At 45.5% G+C, this 24441-nt stretch carries 22 protein-coding genes; 12 read left to right on the top strand and 10 right to left on the bottom strand.

What is annotated here, in order from left to right; genetic code table 11:
- Nucleotides 1–138 precede the first annotated feature (138 nt).
- The 4 genes from CFT61_RS14600 (at nucleotide 139) to pafA (ending at nucleotide 5634) form a co-directional block, all read left to right on the top strand.
- Complete coding sequence (locus tag CFT61_RS14600; protein WP_254919000.1) at nucleotides 139–1308, top strand: ATP-binding protein; 1170 nt, start codon at nucleotides 139–141, stop codon at nucleotides 1306–1308.
- Between the two features lie 2 nt (nucleotides 1309–1310).
- The gene (locus CFT61_RS17365; protein ID WP_254919002.1) at nucleotides 1311–1556 is read left to right on the top strand and encodes a PD-(D/E)XK nuclease domain-containing protein; all 246 of its coding nucleotides are present in this window, start codon (nucleotides 1311–1313) and stop codon (nucleotides 1554–1556) included.
- A 415-nt stretch (nucleotides 1557–1971) separates the two neighbouring features.
- Nucleotides 1972–3942, top strand: coding sequence for a heavy metal translocating P-type ATPase (locus tag CFT61_RS14590; RefSeq protein ID WP_089545128.1), 1971 nt, complete (start codon nucleotides 1972–1974; stop codon nucleotides 3940–3942).
- Between the two features lie 81 nt (nucleotides 3943–4023).
- The gene (gene pafA / locus CFT61_RS14585; protein WP_089545149.1) at nucleotides 4024–5634 is read left to right on the top strand and encodes an alkaline phosphatase PafA; all 1611 of its coding nucleotides are present in this window, start codon (nucleotides 4024–4026) and stop codon (nucleotides 5632–5634) included.
- A 92-nt stretch (nucleotides 5635–5726) separates the two neighbouring features.
- Here pafA and aat read toward each other — a convergent pair whose 3' ends face one another.
- The 4 genes from aat to CFT61_RS14565 all read right to left on the bottom strand — a co-directional run bounded on the left by aat (nucleotide 5727) and on the right by CFT61_RS14565 (nucleotide 9521).
- Entirely contained in the window at nucleotides 5727–6392 is a 666-nt protein-coding gene (aat, locus tag CFT61_RS14580) for a leucyl/phenylalanyl-tRNA--protein transferase (protein ID WP_089545127.1), read from the bottom strand.
- A gap of 6 nt (nucleotides 6393–6398) precedes the next feature.
- Nucleotides 6399–8633, bottom strand: a complete 2235-nt coding sequence (locus tag CFT61_RS14575; protein WP_437176833.1) for an AAA family ATPase — start codon at nucleotides 8631–8633, stop codon at nucleotides 6399–6401.
- Nucleotides 8634–8701: 68 nt separating this feature from the next.
- Complete coding sequence (locus CFT61_RS14570) at nucleotides 8702–9004, bottom strand: ATP-dependent Clp protease adaptor ClpS (RefSeq protein WP_089545125.1); 303 nt, start codon at nucleotides 9002–9004, stop codon at nucleotides 8702–8704.
- A 10-nt stretch (nucleotides 9005–9014) separates the two neighbouring features.
- Nucleotides 9015–9521 (bottom strand): flavin reductase family protein, encoded by a 507-nt coding sequence (locus tag CFT61_RS14565; RefSeq protein ID WP_089545124.1) that lies wholly within the window; start codon nucleotides 9519–9521, stop codon nucleotides 9015–9017.
- A 710-nt stretch (nucleotides 9522–10231) separates the two neighbouring features.
- Between CFT61_RS14565 and CFT61_RS14560 the strand changes: the two genes are divergently transcribed.
- Together CFT61_RS14560 and CFT61_RS14555 are read left to right on the top strand one after the other, a co-directional pair.
- Nucleotides 10232–11287 (top strand): hypothetical protein, encoded by a 1056-nt coding sequence (locus CFT61_RS14560; RefSeq protein ID WP_089545123.1) that lies wholly within the window; start codon nucleotides 10232–10234, stop codon nucleotides 11285–11287.
- Between the two features lie 69 nt (nucleotides 11288–11356).
- Nucleotides 11357–12733 carry a caspase family protein gene (locus CFT61_RS14555; protein WP_176425628.1) on the top strand — a complete coding sequence of 459 codons (1377 nt, stop codon included), beginning with the start codon at nucleotides 11357–11359 and terminating at the stop codon, nucleotides 12731–12733.
- Between the two features lie 120 nt (nucleotides 12734–12853).
- Here CFT61_RS14555 and CFT61_RS14550 read toward each other — a convergent pair whose 3' ends face one another.
- Nucleotides 12854–14275, bottom strand: a complete 1422-nt coding sequence (locus CFT61_RS14550; RefSeq protein WP_089545121.1) for an AAA family ATPase — start codon at nucleotides 14273–14275, stop codon at nucleotides 12854–12856.
- 330 nt (nucleotides 14276–14605) lie between these two features.
- Here CFT61_RS14550 and CFT61_RS14545 point away from each other — a divergent pair, with 330 nt between their 5' ends.
- Nucleotides 14606–16663, top strand: coding sequence for a TonB-dependent receptor plug domain-containing protein (locus tag CFT61_RS14545; RefSeq protein WP_089545120.1), 2058 nt, complete (start codon nucleotides 14606–14608; stop codon nucleotides 16661–16663).
- A 50-nt stretch (nucleotides 16664–16713) separates the two neighbouring features.
- Here the strand turns inward: CFT61_RS14545 and CFT61_RS14540 are convergent, their stop codons facing one another.
- Entirely contained in the window at nucleotides 16714–17697 is a 984-nt protein-coding gene (locus CFT61_RS14540) for a cation diffusion facilitator family transporter (protein ID WP_437176832.1), read from the bottom strand.
- A 243-nt stretch (nucleotides 17698–17940) separates the two neighbouring features.
- On the opposite strand from CFT61_RS14540, the gene CFT61_RS14535 reads away from it, so the two are divergent.
- Genes CFT61_RS14535 through CFT61_RS14520 form a run of 4 tightly spaced genes read left to right on the top strand, consistent with a single transcriptional unit; the run spans nucleotide 17941 to nucleotide 21969 of the window.
- Nucleotides 17941–19170, top strand: a complete 1230-nt coding sequence (locus tag CFT61_RS14535) for a nucleoside recognition domain-containing protein (protein WP_089545119.1) — start codon at nucleotides 17941–17943, stop codon at nucleotides 19168–19170.
- A 15-nt stretch (nucleotides 19171–19185) separates the two neighbouring features.
- Nucleotides 19186–20649, top strand: a complete 1464-nt coding sequence (locus CFT61_RS14530; RefSeq protein WP_089545118.1) for an oligosaccharide flippase family protein — start codon at nucleotides 19186–19188, stop codon at nucleotides 20647–20649.
- Nucleotides 20650–20699: 50 nt separating this feature from the next.
- Nucleotides 20700–21242, top strand: a complete 543-nt coding sequence (locus CFT61_RS14525) for a hypothetical protein (RefSeq protein ID WP_254918998.1) — start codon at nucleotides 20700–20702, stop codon at nucleotides 21240–21242.
- 43 nt (nucleotides 21243–21285) lie between these two features.
- Nucleotides 21286–21969, top strand: a complete 684-nt coding sequence (locus CFT61_RS14520; RefSeq protein ID WP_089545117.1) for a hypothetical protein — start codon at nucleotides 21286–21288, stop codon at nucleotides 21967–21969.
- A gap of 119 nt (nucleotides 21970–22088) precedes the next feature.
- Here CFT61_RS14520 and CFT61_RS14515 read toward each other — a convergent pair whose 3' ends face one another.
- The 4 genes from CFT61_RS14515 to CFT61_RS14505 form a co-directional block, all read right to left on the bottom strand.
- Nucleotides 22089–22772 (bottom strand): IS630 family transposase, encoded by a 684-nt coding sequence (locus tag CFT61_RS14515; RefSeq protein WP_142990650.1) that lies wholly within the window; start codon nucleotides 22770–22772, stop codon nucleotides 22089–22091.
- On the bottom strand, nucleotides 22688–22999 hold the full coding sequence (locus tag CFT61_RS14510; protein ID WP_254918997.1) for a helix-turn-helix domain-containing protein: 312 nt from the start codon (nucleotides 22997–22999) through the stop codon (nucleotides 22688–22690). Before CFT61_RS14510 ends, CFT61_RS14515 begins: the two co-directional genes overlap by 85 nt.
- Before the next feature lie 160 nt (nucleotides 23000–23159).
- On the bottom strand, nucleotides 23160–23303 hold the full coding sequence (locus CFT61_RS17070; protein WP_176425626.1) for a hypothetical protein: 144 nt from the start codon (nucleotides 23301–23303) through the stop codon (nucleotides 23160–23162).
- Nucleotides 23304–23315: 12 nt separating this feature from the next.
- Nucleotides 23316–23693 (bottom strand): hypothetical protein, encoded by a 378-nt coding sequence (locus CFT61_RS14505; RefSeq protein WP_089545116.1) that lies wholly within the window; start codon nucleotides 23691–23693, stop codon nucleotides 23316–23318.
- A 515-nt stretch (nucleotides 23694–24208) separates the two neighbouring features.
- On the opposite strand from CFT61_RS14505, the gene CFT61_RS17065 reads away from it, so the two are divergent.
- Nucleotides 24209–24358 carry a hypothetical protein gene (locus CFT61_RS17065; RefSeq protein ID WP_176425625.1) on the top strand — a complete coding sequence of 50 codons (150 nt, stop codon included), beginning with the start codon at nucleotides 24209–24211 and terminating at the stop codon, nucleotides 24356–24358.
- Nucleotides 24359–24441 lie beyond the last annotated feature (83 nt).

Here is a 24441-nt window from a genome sequence, read left to right as displayed (position 1 = left end):
CTTACAATTTAAGATATAAGAACACATCGCCTGAAAGAATGCATCTTCAAAAAACAACACCGTAATTCCTCTTTCAAAATTTGGTGGTTTCAATTATTTGCCGTATCTTTGTGCCATATTAAAAAAGGAGAAAGGATTATGGCAAACAATGAATACAGAAAGCTGCCTATAGGCATACAATCTTTCAACAAGATAAGAGAAGAAAACTATCTCTATGTTGATAAGACTGACATCATTTGGGATTTGGCGAACAAAGGTAGAAGGTATAATTACTTGAGCCGTCCTCGCCGATTCGGAAAGTCTGTGCTCATTGATACGCTACAATGTTACTTCGAAGGAAGAAAGGAACTCTTCGAAGGACTCAAAATCATGGACTTGGAAAAGGACTGGAAGGAATATCCTGTGATTCGACTCGACATGAGCCGTGGAGGCGCCAATGCAGAAACCTTGCGTTCGTACCTGAATCTGCGATTCGGATACTACGAAGAGAAGTATGTCATCACTCCCGACCCTACCGCCCAGCTTGCCGACCGCTTTGACGCCATCATTACGACGGCATACAAACAGACGGGCTTGAAGGTTGCCATCCTCATCGACGAATATGACTCTCCACTCCAGCACTCCTGGAAAACCCCGGAACACGAAGCATGTACCGAGGTATATCGTGAAGTCTTTGCCATTTTAAAGGCCGATGATGAATACGAGCGTCTGGTCTTTATCACAGGCATCACCAAATTTACGCAGGTTTCCCTTTTCTCCGTGCTCAACAATTTAACCAACATCAGTTTCCTCCCAGAATATGCAGCCATCTGCGGCATCACTGAGGAGGAGATAAAAGAGAACTTCAAGCCTGAACTTGAAAAAATGGCAGAGGTAAACGGATGGACTTTGCAGGAAACCCACGACAAGCTGAAAGACTACTACGACGGTTACCATTTCAGTCGCAGAAACATGGTTGACATCTACAATCCTTTCAGCCTCATCAATGCGCTTGACACCCAGGATCTGAACAGTTATTGGGCATCTTCGGGAGCCACTTCCATGCTGCCGAAGTTCATCAAGGATGCAGAGTTGCGCCTACCGGATTTTGAGGATTGCATGATTCTCCGCAACACATTGGAGACTTCCGATGTTACTGGCGGAGGTCCAGAACTATTCTTATATCAATCAGGTTATCTCACCATCAAATCGTGCGTAGGAAATGTCTATCACTTAGGCTTCCCAAATGAAGAGGTAAAACAGGCGCTATACGAATGCGTACTGCCTGCATTGACCATGCGACAAGAGGCTGATACGCCATCGGTTTGAAGGTGGAAGTAGAGCACATGCTTTCTACTGGCAGAATCGACCTCATTGTCAAAACAACTCATCACATCTATATAATAGAATTAAAGTTGAGAAACAACGGAGGCAAGGAAGCTGCCATCAAGCAAATTCAAGACCGCCAATACCTGGAGCCTTTCAAGGCCGACAAGCGAGAGGTAGTAGGCTTAGGCATAGAACTAGACGAAGAAGGCAAAGGCATTTTGGATTGGGAAATGGTAAATAAAGAATAAAGAAATAGGGGCATGTCGTTACTTGATACGGCATGCCCTTCATTTTCGAGAATGTCATCTCGATGGGCTATAATCTTCACGTTTCTTCTTAATTTGCCCAAGAAGCCAAACGACTGAGTAAGAGAATCGGCAAGAAAAAGAGGACAACTAGGGCTTTTGCAACCAAGTTGCAGAAACCTTTTCGTAATTTTGCAACCGAAATAGAAAAAGGAACTGAATGTTCCTGGTTATATAGAACTAAAAGTATTGCAAAATTATGGAAGAAATGAAACTTTCTCACGAACATCATCATGAATGCCATTGTGAAGATTCTCACGAACATCATCATGAGCACAATCATGACTGCTCATGCTCCACAGAAGAACATGAGCACCAGGGGTGCGGTTGCCACCACCATCATCATGAAGAAGGCGGTTTGAAATCCAAACTCTTTCTGATTGGAGCTACCATCATCCTCCTGATTATCGCCGTTTTCATCGAAAAGAATTACGACCTGGCTACCTGGCAGTTACTACTCGTCTATCTCATTCCTTATTTATTAATAGGACACGAGACGCTGGGCGAAGCTGCAGAAGGCATTGCCAAGGGCGATATGTTTAACGAAAACTTTCTGATGGCTATTGCAACCATCGGAGCACTTTGCATCGGATTCTTCCCTGGATCAGAGACAGAATTCCCGGAGGCAGTCTTTGTGATGCTCTTCTTTCAGGTGGGCGAACTCTTCGAAGGATATGCGGAAGGAAAGAGCCGCGACAGTATTTCGCATCTGATGAATATCCGACCAGACGTGGCGAATGTTGAAAGAAACGGAAAGGTAGAGATCGTTTCTCCTGAAGATGTAAAGATTGGAGAAACGATTGTAATCCGTCCGGGAGAGAAAGTGCCTCTGGATGGCATTGTCATTGAGGGCAATTCAGCCTTGAATACTGTTGCCCTGACGGGAGAAAGTATGCCACGGGATTTGAACGAAGGCGATACTATCATGTCAGGATGCATCAACCTGTCGGGAGTGGTTCGTGTACGCACCACCAAGAGTTTTGGCGAGAGTACCGTATCCAAGATTATTTCTCTGGTAGAGAGTGCAGACAAGAACAAGTCGAAGAGCGAGGCTTTCATCACCCGTTTTGCCCGAGTCTATACTCCTATCGTTGTTTTCGCAGCCATTGCCCTGGCGGTTATTCCTCCATTCCTGGCTGCAACAGGAATCGTAGGTGAAGGAACCTTTGGCGAGAACTTCCCATTATGGCTCAACCGCGCCCTGATATTCCTAGTAGTTTCCTGCCCATGCGCTCTGGTCATCAGCGTGCCCCTCACCTTCTTTGGTGGCATCGGCGGAGCATCCCGGAACGGTATTCTCATCAAGGGCAGCAACTATATGGATGCTTTAGCCAAGGTGGGAACCGTAGTGTTCGACAAGACGGGTACCTTGACCCACGGAGAGTTTGCCGTAGCAGCTGTTCATGCAGATGCTTCCTGCCCAGACCATTCATCCCATGATGCAGATAATGTGCATATTGGCGAATATTCTGACAAGGAGAAAATCCTGCTTCATCTGGCAGCTCATACCGAGCATTTCACCACTCATCCTATCGGAGCAGCCCTGCGTACTGCCTTCCCGCAAGAAGCTACGGACGGCTGCGAGGTGACCGATGTAGAGGAAATTGCAGGACAGGGTATCCGTGCCAAAGTGAACGGCAAGGTGGTTTGCGTGGGCAACAAGAAGATGATGGAAAGCATCGGTGCCCAATGGCACGACTGCAACCAGGTGGGAACTATCATCCACATCGCCATTGATGGCAAGTACGCAGGACATATTGTAATCAACGACACCCTTAAGGAAGGAAGCGCCCATGCCATCAGAGAGCTGAAAGAACTGGGAGTGGAGAAAACGGTAATGCTGACGGGCGACCGCAGAGAAGTGGGAGAAGATGTTGCCCACAAACTGGGACTGGACGAGTGCCGCGCAGAACTGCTGCCAACCGATAAGGTTTCGCTTGTAGAACAACTGCTGAAGACAAAACCGGCAGGCAAGACGCTCGCTTATGTAGGCGATGGCATCAACGATGCCCCTGTATTGAAGCGTGCCGATGTGGGCATTGCCATGGGTGGACTTGGAAGCGATGCAGCCATCGAAGCTGCCGATGTAGTACTGATGGATGATGACCCTAGAAAGATTGCCCTTGCCGTGAAGATAGCCAGGAGAACCATTCATATCGCTCACGAGAACGTGGTATTTGCCATCGGAGTGAAGGTTGCCGTACTGATTCTCGCCACCATCGGTCTCGGCACCATGTGGATGGCTGTCTTTGCCGATGTAGGTGTTACGGTACTGGCAGTATTGAACGCCATGAGAAGTTTGGGTAAAAATCGTCTTTTTTATCGTTAAATACCAAAATAAGTTGTATCTTTGCAACCGAATTGCAATATACAATACTGAATGGTTATGTATAAAAAAGACATTTTGACTATGAATAAGATTATCAAACTCATCTTCGTGCTCTGCTGCTTCTGCGGCATCGCACAGGCTCAGCCTCAACGCCCTAAGCTCGTTGTAGGCATCGTTATCGACCAGATGCGATGGGATTATCTCTATCGCTACTACGCCCGCTACGGCGAAGGCGGATTCAAGAGAATGCTCGGCGAAGGATTCAGCGTAGAAAACTGCAAGATTCCTTATATCCCTTCGGTTACAGCCATCGGACACACTTCTATCTGGACCGGTTCCGTGCCTTCTATCCACGGAATTGCAGGAAATAACTTCGTGAAGGATGGAAAGGTTGTGTACTGTACTGCTGATGATACCGTGAACCCTGTGGGCTCTGACAGCAAGGCGGGCAAGATGTCGCCTCGCAATCTGTGGGTAACCACCATCGGCGATGAACTCCGTCTGGCTACCAACAACCGCTCTAAGGTGATTGGTGTAGCCTTGAAAGACAGAGCATCCATCCTCCCTGCGGGCCATCACGCCAATGGCGCTTTCTGGTTTGATGACAAGTCGGGCAAGTTCATCACCAGTACTTTCTATATGGATAAGTTGCCAGAGTGGGTGAACAAGTTCAACAAGCAGAAACTCCCAAACAAGTATCTTTCCAAGAAATGGGAGACGCTCTACCCTATCGATTCCTACAAGGAGAGCACCAGCGATGACAACAACTACGAGAATGGAATCGCTGAGGGTGAGAAGGCTGTATTGCCACTCGATCTGCCAACCTTATATAAAAAGCATGGTTACAAGATTCTCCGCAACACTCCATTCGGCTGCAACCTGACCTTCGATATTGCCAAGGCTGCCATCGCGGGCGAGAACCTGGGTAGAAACACAGATACTGACCTGCTGACCATCAGCTGCTCAAGCACCGATTACATCGGTCATCAGGTGGGCGTGAACGCTATCGAAACAGAGGATTGCTATCTCCGACTTGATAAGGCTTTGGCAGATTTCTTCGCTTATCTCGACCAGACCGTAGGCAAAGGAAATTATCTCACTTTCCTCACCGCCGACCATGGAGGCGTGAACAACGCTACCTTCCTGCAGGATCAGCGAATCCCTGCCGGCATCTGGAACAAAAAGGGATTGGTAGAAGAGCTGAATCAGATTCTGAAAGCTAAGTTCAATACCGACAAAGATCTCGTGAAGACCATCATGAACTACCAGGTGTTCTTCAACACAGATATCATCGAAGAACTCGGTCTGGATTACGCAGCCATCAAGCAGGCTGTGGTAGATAGATTGAAGAAAGACAAGGATGTGCACTATGCCTTCGACATGGAGAAGACTTCCACAGAGAGCATTCCTGCAGAACTGAAGTTCCGCGCCATCAACGGTTACAACCGTGAGCGCAGCGGAGGTGTTCAGATTGTACTGAAACCAGGTCACTACGAATATTACAGCAGCAAGGGAACTACCCACGGAGCATGGAATCCATACGATATCCATATTCCTTGCCTGTTTATGGGTTGGGGCATTCAGCACGGCGAGAGTGCCCAGCCTCACTATATGACAGATATTGCCGCTACCGTATGTGCGATGCTGCATATCCAGGCACCTAACGGTTGCATCGGCACACCAATATTCTAATAAAAAGCAAAAGGCCAAATAATAACAAAGGCTAGGTTTCCCAGAATCGGGAACCTAGCCTTTATCATTTCCTATTCAAAAAAGAATCTCAATTATTCCTCATTCATGATTTCCATATATTCCTCATAAGAAATATATCTGCCACCCATCGACTTGAGATGCGGGGTTTCCAACTGGCAATCTATCATCTTGCCTCCATGCTCCTGCAGATAACGGGCCAGGAAGATAAGGGCTATCTTAGAGCCTGATGGAACCTTGGAGAACATGCTCTCGCCTATGAAGACCTTGCCGATGGTAACGCCATAAAGTCCACCTACCAGTTCACCGGTCTCATTATCCCATACCTCCACGCTTGCCGCAAAGCCCTGCTCATGAAGGGCGGTGAATGCCTGGATGATGTTCTCACCCAACCAGGCACCATCTTCCTCGTAACGGCCATTGGTCTTGCTGCAGGCACGAATCACAGCATCGAAATCCTCGTTGATGCCCACGCTGTACCTGTTCTTTCTCAGCAAGGTTCTCATGGAATGGCTGATGTGGATTTCATCCGGGAAGATGACGAAGCGCTTCATCGGACAGAACCAGAGTATCTCCGGCTGGTCGCGAAAGCTATACCAGGGAAAGATGCCGTTGCTGTAAGCCAGCAGCAGGCGGTCGATACTCAAGTCGCCACCTATTGCAAAGCAACCGTCTTCATCACCATAATGCGGATCGGGAAAATAAATCTCTTCCGCATTTTCATCTATCTGTAATATCATCGCTTTCTAACAATTAATCACCAATTCCTTACCATCGAAATCTACGCAGCCCTTGCCAGCCTTCTTGAGCTTGCCGAAGAGCAGAGCCTTCATCAGGATTGGCTTCAGGCGGTTGCCAATGACACGATCCATCTCGCGGGCTCCATATTCCTTGGTAAAGCCCCACTCCAGAATCTTCTCTCTTGCCGCATCGGTAAGCGTAATAGAAACTCCCTTTGCTGCCAACTTTGCATCGAGCTGACGAAGCTTCTTGGCAAGAATCAGTTCTGCCATGTGCTTATCCATATCGTTGAACACCACCGTGTCAGAAAGTCGGTTGATGAACTCTGGCTTGAAGGTCTTCTTCACCTGTGCCAGCATCGCCTCACCACGGGTAACATTACCGCCGAAACCTACACTTGCCTGGGAGGCATACTGCGCTCCGGCATTGGAAGTCATCACGAGGATAACGTTTCGGAAGTCTGCCTTCTGCCCCTTGTTGTCGGTCAATCGGGCATAGTCCATCACCTGCAGCAGGATGTTGTAGATGTCGCTATGCGCCTTCTCAATCTCATCGAGCAGGAGCACGCAGTTTGGTGTCTTGCGGATGGCATCGGTCAGAAGACCGCCATCTTCATAACCCACGTATCCGGCAGGCGAACCGATGAGTTTAGCCACGGTATGCTTCTCGGTGTATTCACTCATATCGAAACGCACCAGCTCGATACCGAGTTCCTTTGCCAGAACACGAACCACCTCGGTTTTACCCACGCCCGTAGGACCCACGAAGAGCAGCGAAGCCATCGGCTTGTCATCATCCACCAGTCCAGCCTTCGCCATCATCACAGCCTCAACCACCTTATCCACAGCCTTGTCCTGACCGTAGATCTTGTCGAGTATGCGCTGGCGGAGCGTAGCCAAAGCATCGTTATTCTCATCTTTCATCGCAGCCGCATCAATCTTGCAGACCTTAATCAGAATTTGCTGGATGATTGACTTGGTAACGTAAGAGCGCTGGCGAGATTCTACCGGATGCACCTCCAGATAAGCACCCGCCTCATCCATCAGGTCGATGGCCTTGTCTGGCAGACAGCGGTTGCTGATGTATTTGGCACTGGCACGAACGGCATACTCCAGGGCATCCTTGCGATAAGTTACGTTGTGGAACTTATTGTATTTATACTGCAAACCCTCCAATATTTTGATCGCCTCCTCCTCGGTAGGTTCCTTGATGTCAATCTGCTGGAACCGGCGCACGATGCCCTTGCTCTGAGCCATGTAGCGGTTGAACTCCTCGTAGGTGGTGGAACCAATGAATCGGATGTCGCCAGCCTCCAAATATTGCTTCAGCATATTTGAAGCATCCGGTCCGCCATCAGAACCACGACCGGCACCTATCATATTATGAATCTCATCAATATAGATGATGGTGTTGCCTTCCTTCACGGCTCCTTCCATCACCATCTTGATGCGCTTTTCAAAGTCGCCACGATACTGGGCACCGGCAAGCATCTGTCCCATATCCATACCGTAGATGCGTGCGCCCTTGAGGCGCTCGGGTACCTGATTCTCGTTGATGAGCTTGGCAAGGCCATAAACCAGGGCGGTCTTACCTACGCCCGGTTCACCGATGTGGAGCGGATTGTTCTTCTCGGCACGACAGAGCACCTGGATGGTTCTATCCAGTTCCTGCTCTCTGCCGATGAGCGGATTATGTTCCTCCACTTGATCAGAGATGCAGGTAACCAACTGGTGCCAATCCTGAGGCTGTCGGCTTCTGCCTTCCTCTTCATCATCATCATAATCGTTATCATAGTCATCCTCATCGTAGCCATCACCCATCATCAGGGTTTCATCACCTGGTTCATTTTCGAGCGGATAATAGCTATCCACACTCGCCAGGAATTCGCCCTGACGGTCGCCCACATTCTTGCACAACAGGAATGCAGCTTCAGAGTTCTGCAAGCCAAACATTGCCTGTACGAAATGAGGCACGTTCACGAGTTTTCGGTCAGCGGCAGCAGCCAAGGCGCAAGCCGTACCAAACATCGTCTTGAAGAGCGACGAAGGCTCAGGCAGATATTTGATATTTTCAGGCACACGCTCCTGCTTGGCGAGCCATCCCACCAAGTCCTCATGCATCTTGATGCTATCCACACCTTCCTCCTGCAAAGCCTGGCAGAAGGCATATTGGCGGAGCAATGACAGAAGCATGTGCTCGGGCATTACGAACTCGTGGTCGAAAAACCGAGCCTGCTTCATGGCATCATCCATCAAGACACTCATATATCGGGTTAATCCCATACTATCCATTCTATATTTTCCTTTCTTTATTCTGGCATATAAGTGAGCTTCAGGGGATACTTCTGCGTACGGGCTTTCTCCATAGCTTTCTCCACTTTGCTCTTGGCGATGTCATAGCTGTAGGTGCCCACCACGGCTTTCTCTTCGTGATGAACCTTGAGCATGATTGCTTCAGCCTCAGCCTGCGACTTGAAGAAGATGGATTCGAGGATTTCTACCACGAAATCCATCGGTGTAAAGTCGTCGTTGAACATCATTACCACGTAACGCCCCGGCTCCTTGAGCCTGGTTTTCTGGCGTTCACGAATTGCTGTCTGTTCTTGAGCCATATTTGAATTATTACTTTGTATAAGCATTGGTAATCTCCACGACATAGACATCGTGGAATCCACCCTTGGCACCATACCACTGCAGAAGGTCCTTATCGAGGAACTTCTCCGCCGTCATGTTGTCCTTATAGAGTTTGCGGCATTCCAGAGTGAGTCGTGACTGCTCAAAGGCGATGCTGCCGTTATCGGTTTCCACAGGAGTCAATCCTGTTTCCTTTGCCTTATCCAAATCGCGACCGCTCTTGGAGCCGCAGAAGTTATAGATCTTTCGAGCCTCCTCGCTATTGCCGAGGAAAGAGAGGGTCATGAATTCATTCTCCTCGATGATGCCGTGGGTGTAGCGTTCCGGGCGGATAAATACCACAGCCACCGGCTTGTTCCATAGCCATCCCAGGCAGCCCCAAGAAGCAGTCATCATATTGAACTTATCCTTGTTGCCGGCGCAAACCAGCATCCACTCCTTACCAATAGTCTCGAAGACATTATCATTCAGTTCTTTTACGTTGATTTTCTCCATTTTATCTTTTCCTTTCTCTGTATATTTTAATTAATGAAATATTGCAGCATTCTACAAAAGCCATGCCAAATCATCGCCTAACACCGCATATCACCTGCAAAGATACAAGAATAATCTGAAAAAGCGAATGTTTCGACGAGAAAATATCGAAATCGCAGAAAATATTAGTAGGGTATCAAGATTGCATCAGGTAGAAGAGTGGTGAAAAGTAATTGCAAAAATCTACAAAAACAAATAAAAAGCGGAAAAGTTTTGCATTCATAAAAAAAAATCTCCATTTTTTGATACAACTTATCGAAATTATCACTATCTTTGCAACCGTAACCCTTGCAGAAAGCCCCCAAAGGGCAGGAGGTCGGGGCGACATATACATATTAAGGCGTAACTGTACGCTTTGGTTTTGACGATTCGTGAATCTCGCAAATTCCAATAAAGTTGTCAAGAACAAAGCAATGGGGACGCCCTACAGGGTGTATTATATACAGCCCTCTTTGGCTTCGAGCAATATGCTCGTTGGTAGGGAGGAGGAATTATATACACATCTACGTGGGGCTTTCAGCATTGCTCGTTTCGACAACTTGGGCAATGCGAGAGCCTACGAATCGTGGAACGAGCATCAGGGCTGGCTCCACGTTTTTTTATGTATATACATAATATAAATATAGTAACCGCCAATTGGGGAGTCGTTGGCATATATTTTTAACAATTATATGAAAAGAATTCTCTTTCTGTTAACTCTATGCGGTCTCTTTTCATTGGGAGTATCTGCAAAAAGTAAGTTAAAAACTGCCTACCGCAATTTATTGATTTATGCGTATGCAGAATCTTCCATCGAAGATGACAACATCAAGTTAGAAATTATCAATGGTTCCTTGTATGCAACCAACAAGACCAAGAAAACTATTTTCTTGGATTTATCACAGTGTTTCATCGGCATCAACGGCAATTCCAGCCCTATGTATGATGAGAACCAAGGCAAAAGCAAGAAATCCAAAAAGGGAATAACAACTTCTACAGATGTATTCCTCACCATTGCGCCTTCGCTTGGCGACAAACAAGACGCAACTTTCATACGTAGCTTGACACCTTTTGTCTGGGGAAATTACACAACTACAGAAACCCCTCTCAGTACAGATTTCTTTGGGAATGTCAAAGGTGGCGGATTAACAAAGGCTGACAAAAACTTATTCAACGTACTTAACGATTTGGCGGAAAAAGCCAAAGCAGCCGACCCCAAAAAGAAGCATTACATAGGAGCTGCATCATGCCATCTTACAGAAGACGAAAGTATCCAGACAATCTCCGCTTCCATAGCATATGCTTTCAACAAGAGAACAGAAGATTGGACTAACTGCCAACTTTCCACATGGGTCAGCGATGTTATATTGGCTCCTTACTATGTAGAAATGCCTGAAGACGTCAAAAACAAGAAAGGCTTTGGAGTAAAAGAACAAAAGCCTGCTATCATTCATATAAAAGCAGAATGGCCTTTTGAGAAAGACAACCAAAAGCCAACAGGTTTATTCTCTGACTGGGAAGGCAATTACAAGAAGGGTACATTCACTTTAGTATGTCCTAGCCCTTCCAAAGCTGACAAGAGCTTTTCTTCATACCTGAAAGGTACACTCAGAAATGCCCTTACTGGAACTAACGCTCCGCTTGACCGAAAATATTATGAATCCGTATATCGGTTTGACGGCGAAAATTCCGATTGGGGAGAAATGAATTTTGTTGATGATATCAACAAGACAATGCAAGCAAAATAAAATGCACTTAATCCCCTATTACCAAACGTTTTTGGCAACAGGGGGTTAAGTCCATAAATAATGAAGGACATGGACAAAACGCTTACTATATTTTTATTATTCTTAAACAGTATCGGCTTATTTGGGCAATCCATGAGTTCCCGAACCCAATCTGCCATTGAATCAATTAGAGAAGGCTACATTCTTCATGGAATTGAAGAACTCAAGAAATCTGTTTTAGAAAATGATGTCAACGCTCAGTTTTTTATGGGAAGATGCTATGAAAATGGTATCGGGGTAAAGCAGAACTACCAAGAAGCCTTTAAACTATACCGAAAAACCGCAGAAAGAGGACTTCCTGACGCAATGTATCATCTTGCATTTTTTTATCAGAAAGGCTTATCTGGCGAAAAGGATTACACCAAAAGTGAGGAGTGGCTCTCTCGCTACAACAAGAAAGGTGGAGTCTGTAAACTGCCCAATATCGTTGATTTATACAACGAAGGACTGAAACATCCTGAGAAGTACTTATTGAGCATTAACGAAAAAAATGAAACTAAACAAAAAGTCCCCGAATACATCCCCAATGTCACCAACAACATTACCATAGTACAGCAAGTCGCCCCAACTGTCGTAAATACGCCTTTTTCAAGTACAGAAACATCGGAAGGCAATAATCATAGAATATCAGATATTGATACTACAATCCCTACAACACCTCAAAAGAATGAAAACACGTTTGTACTAATCATTGCCAACGAGAACTACAAAAAAGAAGCTAGCGTCCCATTTGCAGGTAATGACGGAAACTCGTTTGAACAATATTGCCACAAAACTTTAGGAGTACCAAAGACGAATATCCATACAGTATCGGATGCGACACTCAACGAGATGCGACACGAAATAAAATGGCTTCAAGATATCATATCCGTATATAAAGGAGATGTAAAAATTATCTTCTACTACGCAGGTCACGGCATCCCTGACGAACAAAGTAAGACTGCATACCTGCTCCCAATTGACGGTTATGGTTCTGATGTCAGCACTGGCTATTCTCTTACCAACCTTTACAACAATTTAGGAAATGTAACGTCAAAATCTGTCATAATATTTTTAGACGCCTGCTTCAGTGGAACCAATCGTGACGGGAACATGCTCACCGCAGCTCGTGGTGTTGTTATCAAAACAAAAGCTAGCTCCCCCAAAGGCAACATGATTACCATCACAGCCGCCCAAGGAGATGAGACAGCCTACCCATACAAAGAGGAAGGACATGGTCTCTTCACTTACTATCTCTTGAAGAAACTTCAAGAAACGAAAGGAGATGTTACATTAGGCGAACTTGGCGATTATATTCAAACACAAGTAAGACGCCAATCCGTGGTTACCAATGGCAAGCTACAATCACCTTCCATCCTAGTTTCTCCCAACATTGGCAATAGCTGGAAAAATTGGAAACTGAAATAAAGCTATTTTGTTTCAAATTCACCTATTTAGAGTTATTAACAGACAACGAAAATGGGCGATTTTTTACCCATATCTACGTTTTTTTATGAGATATGGGTAAAAAATCGCCCATTTTTACAATTATTCACTAAACAGGTCATCTGCCACAACCTCGCTCTGCACCCTATTCCAATAGGCATTATGAGCTACCCCATAGGTGGTAACCATCGTAAGATGAATCGCCTTACGATGAGAAACGGAAGCACCAAAGCGGGAGAGCTTGTGACGAAGAACTGCATCGTAATCCTTATCTATCACAAACTCATTCTGTGAGAACTTCATCTCGCAGATATTGACCGTATTATCGGCTCGCTCTATCAGCATATCAATCTGCGCTCCTGCACCATAAACCGGATCATCTTTCACCTGCCAGGAATACGTATTGGTAACAACGCCCGAGATGCCAAGCGCCTGCTTGATTTGAGAAATATGCTGGAAACATACCCGCTCGAAAGCCAAGCCGCACCACGAATACCGGAGAGGCGAAGTATAATTATGAGACCAGAACGAAGGATCATCGGTTTTGTTCTCCTGCATGAACTTCAGGAAGAACAAAGAGAAATTATCCATCAGGCGATAGATGGCATTATATTTCCTGGCACCATAGGCATTGGTACGGACGATAAAGCCACAATGCTCCAAATCTTCCAAGATTCGGGAAAGATTGCCATTATCCGCAATTCCCAAACCAGACACAATCTCCTCTCTACGTATTCCACCTAACTTCTTCCCCAAGATACTTACCACATCTATATATTTATCAGAATTACGGAAGAGAGAATCATACAACTCCCTGAACTCATAATGCAAAAGCCCCTGAGGTGCAAAGAAAAGAGAATCTATATTCTGCGCCAAGCTCCTGCCCTTCTGCATCAAAGACCAATAATAGGGAACACCACCCATCACCATATAGGCTTCCAGCAAATCATATCGAGAATAAGCCAAGCCCATAGCCTCGCTATATTCCTCACACTCGTGAAGGGTGAAAGGCTCCAGGAATATCTGATAGTTCACACGATTATGAAGTCCGCCATGATTCCTGAAGATCTTATTGATAATCCAGGATGTAGCAGAACCGCAAATAATGAGCAGGATGTCGTCTCGCATGGAAGCCCATCCATTCCAGAAAAACTCCAAAGCCGTGACAAACTTAGACCTAGGCGTATCCATCCAAGGCATTTCGTCGATGAAAACAACTTTCTTCTTCGCTGATGACTGGCGAATAAGCTCCTTCAACATATCGAAAGCCTCCAGCCAATGCTTGGGGGTAGAAGGCGCAGCATATCCTGCGTTCTCTAAAGAAGAACGCCAACCATATAGTTGCTCTTGCAAAGACCCGTTAGCAAGACCGGAATGAGAAAAAGTAAACTTATCCTTAAACGTCTGTTTGATGAGATAAGTCTTTCCCACACGTCTTCTTCCATACAACGCAACGAATCTTGAGTCATCGGAATTATAAGCTTCCAGCAACTCAGCCTGTTGTTTCTTTCTGCCTATCAACATATTATAATCCTCCCTAATTGATGATTCTACATTTTAAACTAGGGGCAAAGATAATAAAAACAATCGGTATAATTGGCGGAAAATACATTTTTTAACCCACATTCCGCCAAGTATACGCTTATAATTGGCGGGAAACGCCTTTTTTAACCCCTTTTCCGCCAAATATAGCAAGCCGCTCTTGATTTAAATTAAATCTTTACATGCAGGATAAAAATAAATCATATTTTGCTTTGTCATTTCAAGGAAAGGCATTACCTTTGCACCCCGAATGCCGAAAACCGTGCAGGCTTGCGGCTTCGAATTATTAATCATTTATAAACATTTTATTTAATGTACAAAACAATTTTCAACAAGCGCAACAGCTTGAAGTTCAACCGATTCTCTAACAAGAATTACTCACTCTTCGTAGTTTTGGGAAGAGAGGTACTTGTTGGCGCTCTCAGCGTTGCTACCCTGAGCCATGCTAAGGCAGCAGGCATAAGCACAGAGGGAGCCAAGGTTGATTCTACTCTCTACAAGGGCGGAAAGGCTTACGAGCTAGATGCGGTGAGCGTTACCGGATCTCGTGCGCCGATGACTGTAGAGCAGTCACCTAAGATTGTGTCTGTCATTACCCGCGACGATATTCATCGTGCGGCTGCGCAGACTATCAACGATGTATTGAAATTAGCTACCGGCGTGGATGTCCGTCAGCGTGGTGGCTTTGGTGTTCAGACGGATATCTCCATCAATGGTGGAACCTTTGACCAGATTACCATTCTCCTGAATGGTGTCAACATTTCCAATCCACAGACTGGTCACAATGCTTCTGATTTTCCTGTAGCTCTTGCCGACATCGACCACATCGAAGTGCTCGAGGGGGCAGCATCGCGCGTATTCGGAACTTCAGCCTTCAACGGTGCCATCAACATCGTGACCAAGAAGGCTAAGAATGATGGAGTATCTGCAAGTGTAGAAGGCGGAAGCTTTGGAAGTTTCGGAGCACAGGGACGTGTGCAGACGGCTTATGCCAAAGGCAAGTGGACACACGCCTACTCTGCCAGCGGAGGCTACAAGCGTTCGGACGGAGGAACAGACAACAGCGACTTCGAGAAAGGACAAGGTTTCGGACAGGTTAACCTGAGCTACGACCAGCGCTTCGACATCAATGCCCAGGTGGGTATCTCAACCCAAAGCTATGGTGCCAACACTTTCTACAGCGCCAAATATAACAACCAATATGAGAAGACAGACCACGGTATGGCTTCGCTCAACCTGAGTCTGCACAACCAGGAGAAGACCTGGGAGATTGCGCCTCAATTCTATTATAACAATTTCAAGGATCACTATCAGTTGATTCGTGGAAAGGCTGGAGCTGCAGCAGGCGAGAACTATCACGACCTCGATGTTTATGGTGGTGGTCTGAATGCCAACGTGGTTTGGGCTTTGGGTAAGACTGCGGTAGGCTTCGACATCAGCAAGGAGTGCATCTACTCTACTGCATTGGGTGAGGAACTCGCAGAGAAAGACTATAAGGATATTTCGGGTTCCGACCGTCAATATACCCGAAAGGGTGAGCGCACCAACACCAACATCATGCTGGAGCACAACTTCATCTTCGGCGGCTTCACCTTGTCGGCTGGTGTCTTAGCAAACAAGAATACCGGTCTTGACAACGACTTCCGCTTCTATCCGGGTGTGGATATGAGTTATCGTCCTAACGACAACTGGAAGTTCTACGCTTCCTGGAACAAGGCTCTGAGAATGCCTACCTACACCGATTTATATATAAGTAATGTGGTGCAGCAGGGCGACATCAATCTGAATCCAGAGAAAAACTCCACCTTCAAGGTAGGAACTCAGTATCGCCAGACAGGTTTTGCCGCAACCGTTAGCGGTTTCTATGCGCACGGCACCAACATGATTGACTGGGTTCAGACTTCCGTGACCGAGCAGAATGACAGCAAGTATCATGTAATGAACATCGGAAAGCTCAACAACATGGGCTACAACGTAGATGCTACTATCTACATGAGAGAGTTGGTACCAAACTGTTTCATTACCCGCATCAAGTTGGGTTATGCTTACATCTATCAGGATCATAAGACCGAGACCAACATCCTGAAATCACTCTATGCATTGGAGTATCTGAAGCACAAGGCTGTATTCGGTTTGGATCATCAGATCTGGAACAAGCTTTCAGCATCGTGGAGCGTAAGATGGCAGCAGAGAATGAATGGCTATCATCCATACACCAAGGTGGATTGCAAGCTGATGTGGGATGAGAAGAAATACAATATCTTCGTGAAAGCAGATAATATCACTTGCCACCGCTATTACGACCTCACAGCCGTTAAGCAGCCAGGTTTGTGGATTATGGCAGGAGCCAGCGTAAATCTCGGCTGGTAATATAAAACAAAAAAGTCTTCAAGCCAAAATGGCTTGAAGACTTTTTCCGTTTATTCCGGTTTCTGATATTTTCCATTCACTTTAATCGGTTCGAGATGGATTCCCACATGGGTATCTGCGCCGAAGTGCTGCTTCAATCTTCGTTCGATATGGGTAGCATGCTCATGAGCCTCATAAAGCGAGAGAGAACCCGGCATGCGGATGTGCATCTCTATCGCAATCTTGTTTCCGATGCGACGGGTACGCAGGTTATGAATCTCTCCTACTCCCTGCTCTTCATTTGCAATCTTCAGGATTTCATCTTCCTCAGTTTCTGAAAGACTGGCATCCGTCAGTTCTTTCACAGACTGCATCACCAGTCCCCAGGCAGCCTTGATGATGAAGGCACTCACGATGATGGCAGCCAGCGGATCGAGCACCGCCCATTTTTCTCCCAGGATGATGGCACCACCAATACCGAACATCGTTCCGATACTCGATAAAGCATCGCTGCGATGATGCCAGGCATTTGCCACTACAGCCTCGGAATGATATTTTTTTCCGGCTTTTACCGTAAACTGATAAGCCCACTCCTTCATCACGATACTTACGATGGCTGCAATCAAGGCTACAACGCCCGGCTGCTGGAGTGTCTCGCCGCAGATGGCACGATAGGTCTTGGTAACACCAGAATAACAGATCATCACACCCACCACGAAGAGCGAAATGCCGATGATGGCTGTGGCAAGCGTCTCGTATTTGCCATGCCCATAATCATGGTCCTTATCCTTCGGCTTATTGCCCAGTTTTACGAATACCAGTACCACCACATCGGTAGCGAAATCGGTGAGCGAGTGGATGGCATCCGCTATCATTGCTGCCGAATGTCCGAGGATACCAGCAGCAAATTTCAATACGAGCAGCACCACATTGATGATGCTTCCCGCTATCGTCACCTTATATACTTCCTTTACTCTATCCGCATCAGCGGAATGATCCTTATTCGCTTCAGCGGGCATCTCTTGCTCGCTATTTATTCTCTCATTCTTGCCCATACTATAAAATATAACAGAAGTCCTTTGCTTCCTTAATAATGTTTTTGTATAAATCTACTTACTGTTTTTTAGAATTTGGGGCGCAAAGATAATACCATTTTCTGAAAGCAGATAAAAAGGGAGATTAAAAAAGTATAAAAGCATCGCTAAACAAGAAAATTATTGTAATTTTGCAGCCGTTTTAGAAATATTACATTAATTAATAAGAGAATGTGCGATTCTTAGGTCGCAGCATCAGATTATATGGTTTTAAATTACATTTGGATAGCATTTTTCGTGATTGCGTTCATCTTCGCACTCATCGGATTGGCAATGGGAGATACGACCATCTTCCAGAAGATTGTAGATTCCACCTTCGACTCATCCAAGAATGCCTTCGAGATTTCTCTCGGACTGACGGGCGTGCTCGCCCTCTGGCTTGGCATCATGAAGATTGGAGAGAAGGCGGGAGTAGTGAATGTGTTGGCCCGAGCGCTCAGCCCGGTCTTCACCCGTCTCTTCCCTGATATTCCGAAGAACCATCCGGTGATGGGAAGCATCTTCATGAATATCGCTTCGAACATGTTGGGACTCGATAATGCTGCGACACCTACAGGATTGAAGGCGATGCAGCAGATGCAGGAACTCAACACGAAGAAGGATACGGCGACGAACCCGATGATTATGTTCCTGGTTCTGAACACCTCAGGACTCACCATCATCCCTACCACCATCCTCGCCTTCCGTGCCTCCTATGGTGCAGCCCAGCCTACGGATGTCTTCATCCCTATCCTGATGGCTACGCTCGTGGCTACGCTTGCCGGCATCATCATCACTTCGCTCTGGCAGCGCATCAACATCCTGCAGCCGGTATTGCTCGCTACTCTGTTGGGAATGTGCGCCTTCGTAGGCATCATCATTTGGGGATTCGGACAGATGGATAAGGATACGATGAACACGGTTACCACCTTGGCTTCTAACATGATTCTCCTGGGCATCATCCTCTGCTTCATCCTGGCTGGTTTCTGGAAGAAGGTGAATGTTTATGATGCATTTATCGAGGGAGCGAAGGAAGGTTTTACTACTGCGGTGAAGATTATCCCTTATCTCGTAGCTATCCTTGTGGGCATCGGCGTGTTCCGTGCTTCGGGAGCGATGGATATGGTGATTCAAGGCATTTCGTGGTCGGTAGAACAATGCGGCTTGAATGCCGATTTCGTAGGTGCCCTGCCTACCGCCATCATGAAACCGCTATCGGGAAGTGGTGCACGAGGCATGATGCTGGAGGCGATGAAGAACTATGGTCCTGATTCGTTTGTGGGCAGATTGAGCTGCATCTTCCAGGGTTCCACCGACACCACCTTCTATATATTGGCAGTATATTTCGGAAGCGTAAGCATCAGGAATACCCGTCACGCCGTGGCTTGCGGTTTGCTCGCCGATTTGGCAGGAGTCATCGCAGCAATCGCTATAGCATATTTATTCTTCGGATAATTAACATCAAAGATAATGGCAAGTTTAAAATCACTCGCAAAGGATACCGCCATCTATGGTTTGAGCAGTATCATCGGCAGATTCCTCAACTATCTGCTTGTACCACTCTATACGGCTAAGATCAGCGCCGCAAGTGGTGGTTATGGTGTCATCACCAACATGTACGCCTATACGGCGTTACTCCTCGTTATCCTGACCTACGGAATGGAGACCACCTTCTTCCGTTTTGTCAACAAGGAGGGAGAAAACTCAGAAAAGGTTTATCACACGGTATTGAGCATGGTGGGCTTCACCTCCCTACTCTTCATCGCCCTGGTATTCCTCTTCATCACGCCTTTGAGCGATGCGATGGGCTACGCAGACCATCCGGCTTATGTATGGACCATGTTCGTAACCGTGGCTATTGATGCCTTCCAGTGCATCCCGTTCGCTTACCTCAGATACAAGAAGCGCCCACTGAAGTTTGCTGCCTTCAAGTTGCTCTTCATCGGTCTGAACATTGCGCTCAACCTGGTTTACTACGTCATCATGGATGGTCACGATGTGGGTTATGCTTTCTACATCAACCTGGTTTGCACCGCATCCATCACCTTCTGTTTCTACAAGGAACTGAAGGAAGGATTCATGGGCGAGAAATGCTCCTGGAGCGAATGTAAGGTGCTCGTCAGGAAAATGATGGGCTACAGCTGGCCTATCCTCGTACTTGGTATTGCCGGTATTCTGAACCAGACAGCCGATAAGATTCTCTTCCCTTACATCTATGAGAAGGGCGATGCGCATACGCAGCTCGGAATCTACGGAGCAGCCAGCAAGATTGCGATGATCATGGCGATGATAACCCAGGCTTTCCGCTATGCTTATGAGCCGTTCGTTTTCGGCAAGGCGAAGGATAAGGACAACCGACAGACTTATGCTTCGGCGATGAAGTATTTCGTCATCTTCACCCTGCTCGCCTTCCTGGTGGTAGTAGGTTATCTGGATGTATTGCGCCACATCATCGGTCGCGACTACTGGGATGGTTTGAAGGTAGTGCCTATCGTAATGGCTGCCGAAATCATGATGGGAGTATATTTCAACCTCAGTTTCTGGTACAAGCTCATCGACAAGACCATCTGGGGTGCTTACTTCTCAGGCATCGGTTGTGCGGTATTGATTGCCATCAACGTTATCTTCGTACCTATCTATGGTTACATCGCCTGTGCCTGGGCTGGTTTCGCAGGATATGGAACAGCCATGATTCTCTCCTACTTCGTGGGGCAGAAGAAGTATCCTATCAACTATCCGGTGAAAGAGATTATGATTTATGTGGTTCTCTCCCTCATCCTCTTCGCCGGAATGACCGAGGCTAACAGATATTTCTCCAGTGGAATTGCCTGCCTCATCAACACAGTGCTCATCCTCATCTTCGCCGCTTATCTCGTGAAGAAGGATTTCCCATTGAAGAGTCTGCCGGTAGTGGGTAAGTTCTTTAGAAAGTAAAGCATCTTATGAAATTATAAGAGCTGAAACAAGAAGTTATAAGAACTGAAATGATGAGGAATCAACTCATAAACAGATTAAGCATAAACGATATTTATTCTCTTTGCCTTCAGACGCAAGGCAAAGAGAATAATTGTTTAAAGGAAGAGCTTTACCAGCTCACCTTCGATGAAAACGACCGGGTATCGTTCAATGCGCTTTGGGCTTTAAGCCATTTCGATGAAGCCAACAACCCGTGGCTCTTTCAGAAGCACGATGACCTGATAGATAGAGTTCTCGTAGAGAAGAATGAAACCAAGCGCCGCCTGATGCTCCAACTCCTTCTCCGTCAGCCTTTCGAGGAAGAATCACTCCGTTCCGATTTCATCGATTTCTGCATCGCCAAGATTACCGCCTGTTCACAACCCTACGCCATCCGCTGCTACTGCATGAAACTCGCCTACGAGCAGATGAAGTACTATCCCGAACTCCTCGAAGAGTTAAGAATAGCATTGGATATGCTGGAACAGGAGGTTCTATCACCAGGAATGTTATCGGCAAAAAGGCAAATTATGAAGAAAATCAAGCGAAGCCTTGGAAGTTTCGGGAAATAGTCGTAACTTTGCAAACGTAATATTCTAACAATATAATACATAAATGGATGGAGATACAACTGAACGATTATCACAAGAAAGTCAATGCCCAAAAGATGGCTTCCATGGCTTATTGGCGAGAGCATCCGCTTTCGCTGGAGGAGTGCTTAGCTCAATTCAAGCGCTTGCGGGAACAACGGCTTGCAAGGGAGTCCAAATTGCAAGGCTAAAAGACTGGGCTAAGGAGAATGATTGCTGGATTGAAGATCCGGAATCATTAGGTGTGTTCTCTGACCGAGGTTCAGAGAACGAGGTTTATATGGCCTATGATGGAATACACGTCTATAAACTTAACGACTTCCGTTATTCAGACGACAACCTTACTCCTTTCTTTGAACGCATTCCTGCCCATAACCAATACTTTCCTGATTGCGCCTACAATTTCATCGGTTTCTCACAGAATCGAGATGGAAAAGTTTGTGCTGTCCTTCGCCAACAGCTTGTTGTAAATGCGAGGGAAGCTACTCCCGAAGAAATCAAGGCAGAGTTTGAGCGCATCGGTTTTCACGCAGAAGATAATGGAGAATATTTCACCAATGGCATTCACGACATCTTTGATGCCGTGCCAAACAATGTTTTGGTTGGTGATGATTGCAACTTCTACTTCATTGATACCATTATCTTTAAATCGGATATGAATGGATTAGATACTTACAAGAAATACTCTCCGAACTATTCAAAAAAATAAAGGGTGAAGCCTCATGCCTCACCCTTTATTTTGTTACTCAACATAATTAACAATAAAGCCAACACCAAACAACATAAACATTTAAAACATATTATTTGCTGTTAAGTACCTAATCAAAATTAAGCGACATGTTTAGAGAAGTTTATACACAACCCCTTTCCGATATCCGCCAAAGCTCTGTTGGTGGTATAGAAAAGCATGTCAGAAGTTATATAATCTTGTGGTCTTATCCACTTGCCTTTAAGAATACGCCAAAGTGTTTCCGCAATATTCAATTGTGGCGAATATGGAGGCAAGAAAAAGAGGAAAAGTCCTCTTTGCTCCCATATTGGGCGAAGTTCTTTGATCTTCTTGTTTCTATGTACGGAAGCATTGTCAAGGACAACAAAAGTGTCCATCTCCAAGTTGAACGAAAAATCATCAAGGAAACTGAGGACTTTATCTGCCGTCATCTTTTCGAATGTGGTGAATCCATTGTAACGGTTATCACGGTCAATCATTCCAAATATATTGAGTCGTGCTACCCTTTGGGATGGGACATAAACATCCTCCCCTTGCAGTTGCCAACCGTAAGGGACATATCCTTCAGTACAAGTGTGGCTCTCATCAGCATAATAGAGCCTAATACGTCCTTCAGACGCTTGACTTTCAAGTTCTTGCAACTTCTCGACTTTGTATTCATAGAGTTGCGGCGAGGGTACTCCCCTTGGGCGTTTTCTTATTCGCTTATATCTTGCGCCAATGCTGATAAAAAACGTTTGAATGTTGAGTCGCTTGCCTCTTTGCCCGAGGCTTGCTCCCATGCCGCTCTTGCCTTGCTCACGCTCTGTCTGTCTTGCTCTATTGCCCGACGCACTGCATCCTCGTCCGAACAGTCCATGATAGGTTTTCGACCTCTGCCTGAACGGGTATTCAATCCGTCGATTCCTTCGGACTTGAAACGTTTTACCCAAGCGTTTACGCTCACCTGGCTCATTTCCGTTTGCACACCCGCTGCTGCAGAAGACAGTCCGTCTGCTTTCAGTAACACAGCACGACAACGCATGCGGAAGCAGTGCTTTTCGCCTAAGCGAAATCCTTTTTCGAGTGCGAGGCGTTCCACCTCTGTCAACTCCAATACTTTTGGCTTTCCCATTGTATATAAAACGGAAAAAGACAATAAATATTTTATGTAAACTAATTTTGCTCACTTACTTACAAAATAGCATTCCGAAAATTCCACCTGCTAAAATACATCCAACAAACCACCAAATACTTCCATGTTCTATACCAATAGGTATTCCGAAAAGGAAACCAAATACCACACCTACTAAACATCCATAATTATCATCCATATCTATTATATTTTAAAAATCATTTTCATTCCTGCCTTTAGAATATCCCTCATCAAAACCATCTTTCTTTCCTTTTTCATAAGCTTCATGATAGATATCATCTGCATCCTTTTCATGTTTAGTTGAAGTTAAATCTGGACATTTTTTCTGCTTATGATCAACTATGTTTACATCGAATGGGTTTAAGTACATCCCACAATAAGGACAATGCCAGAGTCCCGCCGTTTTGTCACAATTGTCATTTTGAATTGTTATTATTGAAGAGGACTCTTTATGTTTGTCGTTTCCGAAAAACTTATCTTCTAATCTACGCTTTAACTCACAGGAATTAAGAACAAAAACAACTAAAATTGCAAAAGAAAATAGTTTTACGCCATAATCACTTTTCATACTTTCGAATTAATCAATCAAATATGCCAACTGTTTCCCAGAAGTAAGCGGTTAATAAAAGGAAAAGCGTGGGAACTATTGCTTATATGCCAGGACTGAGGTTGTGGAAGGACCTACTTGTTGACAATGAAACAATAGCCCACGCTATGAGATATATTATGCCCTTCAGAAAAGGGTACAATAATCCTTATGCGTGAGCTGGATTGCCATTATCCAAACAAGTATTGAAACTTCCACATTTCAGTCCTTGGATAATATCAAAACGCTCTATATTAAATTGAGTCTTCATCACGGCAAGTCTTTTCATGCCGCTCCAACTCGAATGCAAAGGTAGTGATTATTTCTGAAAGTCGTATCATTTTAAATAAGTTTTTTCTAAGAAAATTAATGTTTAGGCACACAAGTAAGCTATAAATGAGCAATTCTTTAATATTTTACCCTAAATCATTGGTATTTTCTGAAAATAGTCGTAACGTTTGCAAACGTAATATTCTAACTACATAATACATAAATGGATGGAGATACAACTGAACGATTATCACAAGAAAGTCAATGCCCAAAAGATGGCTTCCATGGCTTATTGGCGAGAGCATCCGTCTTTGCAATCCGCCGGAATAGTAAGCCACTTTCAAAAGCACTCTTCACTCTTCACCGGAAGGACATAAATATCTGTAAATTAGAAACTTGCACGAGTGAAGAGCTTACGCCACTCTTCACCACTCTTCACCCACTCTTCACCCGGAGCCGG

Origin of the sequence: Segatella copri (assembly GCF_002224675.1) — a bacterium.
Classification (GTDB): Bacteria; Bacteroidota; Bacteroidia; order Bacteroidales; family Bacteroidaceae; genus Prevotella; species Prevotella copri_U.
The sequence above is the reverse complement of the archived record's forward strand: the minus strand, read 5'-3'. Positions and strand labels throughout refer to the sequence as shown.